The sequence below is a fragment of the Hymenobacter agri genome (assembly GCF_054778495.1).
This window is the reverse complement of record NZ_BAAGZM010000510.1, coordinates 1-3,853: the sequence shown is the minus strand read 5'-3', so window position 1 is coordinate 3,853 and position 3,853 is coordinate 1. Positions and strand designations below refer to the sequence as shown.

Annotated in this window: 3 protein-coding genes; all 3 read right to left on the bottom strand. The window is 64.6% G+C overall.

Going from position 1 to position 3,853, the window contains the following annotated elements; all coding sequences use genetic code 11:
* The coding region (locus ACYVDE_RS18510; protein ID WP_460503027.1) for a type IIL restriction-modification enzyme MmeI at positions 1–560 on the bottom strand (560 nt) is incomplete at its 3' end.
* A gap of 469 nt (positions 561–1,029) precedes the next feature.
* A complete protein-coding gene (locus ACYVDE_RS18505; protein WP_460503026.1) occupies positions 1,030–2,916 on the bottom strand; it encodes an alpha-amylase family glycosyl hydrolase in 1,887 nt (628 codons plus the stop codon).
* 191 nt (positions 2,917–3,107) lie between these two features.
* The gene (locus ACYVDE_RS18500; protein WP_460503025.1) at positions 3,108–3,578 is read right to left on the bottom strand and encodes a YdeI/OmpD-associated family protein; all 471 of its coding nucleotides are present in this window, start codon (positions 3,576–3,578) and stop codon (positions 3,108–3,110) included.
* Positions 3,579–3,853 lie beyond the last annotated feature (275 nt).

Below are 3,853 nucleotides of genomic sequence, written 5' to 3'. Positions count from 1 at the left end.
GCCAGCGCCGAGAGCGGCAGGCGGAACCGCGCCTGGTCGGGGAAGGGCACGAAGGAGTCGCCCACCCCGGCGAAGTTCGAGTACACGTCGATGCAGTAGCCCACGTCCACCACCAGCACAAACAGGGGCCGGGGCTCGTCGGGCGGTAGGGCGCGCACGTAGCCCAGGGCCTGCTGGCGGGCGGCCTGCATCATCTGCTCCCACTTCACCGAGCCGCGCAGGGCGTGGCCCTTGCGGCGCTTTTCGGCGGCCAGGCCCAGCTCGGCGCGGTCGGCGCTTTGGGCCTTCTGCTGGGCGTCGGCCGAGTCGGTGCCCTGCTTGGTTTCCAGGATGAAGCAGCCGCGCTTGTAGAGGTCGATGCGGCCGGTGCTCTTCTTGGCGCCGTCGTTGAAGGTGACGGCGCGCTCCAGCACGTACTGGTCCTGGGCGGGCAGGTCGGTGGTGGGGTCGGGCCGGGGCACGCCCAGCAGGTCGCACAGGTCTTGCAGAAAGAGGCCGTAGTTGGCGCGCTCGGCGCCGCCGGAGTTGCGCCAGCGGGCCGCGAAGTCGGGGTAGGTCATGCGGGGTGGAAATTGGGGGCGGAAGATAGCGCGCCGGGGCCAACAACCCGGCCCCGCCCGAGGCCCCCAGGCGGTCGGCCCGTACTTGGAGCAGCTCCCGGGTTAGGGAATGGCCGTTTGAACGCGGTAGAGACGCAATATTTTGCGTCTCGTCGTTCTCGTCGTTGAACGACTCGCGGGAGTACCGTCAGACGATTTCGTTCAACGACGAGACGCAAAATGTTGCGTCTCTACTCCCGTACACCAACCTGAAAACTGCACTAAGTAACCCTGGTTGCGGACGGCAGGCTTAGCCCCAGCGGGGCGATATACCGGTAGCTGGGGTGGTTATGGTCATTTTTAAGCCCCGGCGGGGCGACATTCGTGGGCCGAGTGCCGCCCCGCCGGGGCTTGGACGTGTTTTTCCCGTCGTACTACCAATTTGTCGCCCCACTGGGGCGCCGGCCCTGTAGTCCGCTGCCTGGATGGGTTATTTCGCCAGCTCCAGCACCACGGCGGTTTTGGCCGGCAGCTGCAGCGTGGCCAGGCTGCTCAGGCTTTCGCCGGTGAGCACGTTGCGGGCCTTCGTGAAGCCGCTCATCCGCTCCGCGAAGCGGGCGGTGGGCAGGCTGGCGGCCTTGTCGGTGGTGTTCGAGGCCACCATCACGGTGCCGCTGGCATCGTAGCGGAAGTACACGTAGAGGCCGTTTTCGGGCAGGTACTGCATCAGCTGGCCATCGTGCAGCACCTTGTGGTCGCGGCGGTAGGTGGCCAGCTTCTTCACGAAGTCGAAGGCCTCGTTTTCCTGCGCCGTGCGGCCGGCAGCCGCGAACTTGTTCACCGCGTCGCCGGGCCAGCCGCCGGGAAAATCCTTGCGTACCTCGGCATCGGTGGGGTTTTTGAAGTTCTTCATCAGAATTTCGGTGCCGTAGTACATGCTCGGAATGCCGCGCGTGGTGAGCAGCCAGGTCAGGCCCATCTTGTAGCGGTCCACGTCGTCGCCCACCACCGACAGAAACCGGTCGTGGTCGAAGTTGTCGAGGAAGGTCACGAGCTTGGTCGGGTCCTGGTACACCACGTCCTGGGCCAGCGTCTGGTATACGTGCTGGGCACCGCCGTCCCAGCTGGTGGCGGCGGGCGTGCCCACTTCCTTCAGGCCGGCCAGCAGGGCGCTTTCGAGCACGAAATCGAGCCCGCCGGGCTGGTTCGACTTGAACGGGAAATCAATCTTGCTGCGGGTGTAGTACGCCTGGTCGATGGCATTGGTCACCGCCGACTCGCCGAAGATGTGCAGGCGCGGGTATTCGGCCAGCAGCGCCGCGTTGCAGCGGTTCATAAATGGCTGGTCGTTATACAGGTAGGTGTCGATGCGGTAGGCATCGATGCCGAAGTTCTCCACGTTCCAGATGGCGTTTTCAATCAGGTAGTTGGCCACGTAGGGGTTCTGCTGATTGAGGTCGGGCAGGAAGGGCACGAACCAGCCGTCGAGCGTCACGCGGCGGTCGCTCTGGGCCGCGTGCGGGTCGGTGATGGGCGTGTAGCGGTAGCTGGTGTTGGTGTACTGGGGCCACTGGTGCAGCCAGCTTTTCATGGGCAGGTCCTGCAAAATCCAGTGGGTGTTGCCCACGTGGTTGTACACGGCATCCTGCACCACTTTCAGGCCGGCGGCGTGGGCCTGCTGCACGTAGCTTTTGTAGCCTGCGTTGCCGCCGAAGCGCCGGTCAATCTTATACTGGTCGGTAAAGCCGAAGCCGTGGTAGGAGGCGCGCATGGTGCCGCCCTCGTTGGTGAGGGGCTGGTCGTTTTCCGTTACGGGCGTCAGCCACACGGCCGTGGCGCCCAGCTCCTTGATGTAGGGAAAGTGCTGGGCCACGCCGGCCAGGTCGCCGCCGTGGCGGAAGAAGGGGTTGGCGCGGTCGAGGTTGGTGTCGCGCATGTCGGCGAACTTGTCGTTGGCCGGGTCGCCGTTGGCGAAGCGGTCAATCATGGCGCAGTAGATGAAGTCGGCCGCGGTCACGCCCTGCGCTTTGGGCGAGTTGTCGCGGGCCTTCAGCTCCCAGCTTTGCGTCACCGTCTGGCTGCCCTTTTTGCCCAGCAGCTGCACCCGGCCCGGCTTGGCCGTGGGCGAGATAACGAGGTCGAGAAACGCGTAGTTGGGGTTCTCGACGGTGTTGGTTTTCACCAGCTTCACGCCGGGGTAGTTGATGCTGTACGTCAGCGTGCCCGCGCCGGGGCCGTGCACCAGCACCTGCACGCTGGGGTTTTTCATGCCCACCCACCAGTTGGTGGGGTTCACGCGGTCGATGCTGGCGCTGGTCTGGGCCTCGGCAAACAGCGGCAGCAGGGCCAGCAGCGGCAGGAGGAAGCGGTTTTTCATGAGTGGGGCGAGTGTCGAAGAATCGGTGGGTGACGTGGCGGATTTAAGAACGTCATGCTCATCTGGCGTCCGCGCAGTCGAAGCATCTCTACCGCAATAGTAAACCCAATCGGTTGGATTACATATTGCGGTAGAGATGCTTCGACTGCGCTCAGCATGACGGTTTTTACATAACGTTCTAACGCGTCCGGCTACTGGCGCTTGCGGCCCTGGCCCAGCATTTCCACGGTTTGGGCCAGGCGGTGGGCGCGGGTTTCGGGGCGCTTGGCGCCTTCGAGCCAGCGCACGAACTCGCGCTGGTGCGTGTAGGCCAGCTTGGCGAAGTAGGCGGCGGCTTTGGGGTTCAGTTCCAGCTGCGCGGCGAGGTCGTCGGGCGGCGTCATCTTGCGCTCCACGAAATCGCGCGAGAGCCCCACGCGCACTGTATCGCCAATGGTTTTGCCCACGGCTTTGCGTATCTGCTTGAGAACGTGCAGGGCGTGGTGCCCGTCGCCGAGCGGCGTGATGCTGCCCTGGTAGGGGTAGCCATCGAAAGTAACCTGCACCGGCACCCGGCCCTTGGTGCCGTACACCTCGGGAACCGAAAACGGCACCACGACGAATACGCCGCCATCGCCGTCGCCGGCTTCTAAAACTGCTTCAAATTCGTGCTCGGGCTGCATAAGGCAAAGGGAATGATTTACGGCTGCAAAGAAACGGCACGCCGCGCCGCTGGCCACAAGACCGTGTACCCCGAAGCTCCTGCTTCGGCCCGTTGAACAATGTTTGGGCGAGCGGGCCGAAGCAGGAGCTTCGGGGTACACAGTCTTTCAGCCCAGCGCCACCTCGGCCAGCACGCGCTGCACGGCCTCTTCGTCGGCTGCGGGCACGAGGCGGATTTCACCCGGAATATCGGCGTGGCGGGCGCGGAGCTGGCGCAGCACCACGGCATCGGTGC